The 485-nt window shown below is 67.0% G+C and carries 1 protein-coding gene; it reads left to right on the top strand.

Translation table 11 applies throughout. The features are described 5' to 3' along the window. The coding region (locus DID96_RS38005; protein WP_185732515.1) for a GspE/PulE family protein at positions 1 to 485 on the top strand (485 nt) is incomplete at both ends.

Raw genomic sequence — 485 nt, forward strand, 5'->3', positions numbered from 1 at the left:
GCGACGACCAACATCATGACGGTCGAGGATCCGATCGAATACGACCTGTCCGGCATCGGCCAGACGCAGGTGAACGAGCGGATCGGGATGACCTTCGCGCGCGCGCTGCGCTCGATCCTGCGTCAGGATCCGGACGTGATCATGATCGGCGAAATCCGCGACCTCGAAACCGCGCAGATCGCGGTGCAGGCATCGCTGACGGGCCACCTCGTGCTTGCGACGCTGCACACGAACGATGCGGCGTCGGCCGTCACGCGTCTGACCGACATGGGCGTCGAGCCGCATCTGCTCGCGTCGTCGCTGCTCGGCGTGCTCGCGCAGCGGCTCGTGCGGCAGCTCTGTCCGGTCTGCAAGGAAGAACGCCATGAAGAAGGCCGCACCGTGTGGCACCCGGTCGGCTGCGACAAGTGCGGCCATTCGGGCTACGCGGGCCGGCGCGGCGTGTACGAACTGCTGCTCGTCGACGACGCGATCCGCTCGCTGAT

The organism is Burkholderia sp. Bp8963 (genome assembly GCF_003854275.1).
Lineage (GTDB): Bacteria > Pseudomonadota > Gammaproteobacteria > Burkholderiales > Burkholderiaceae > Burkholderia.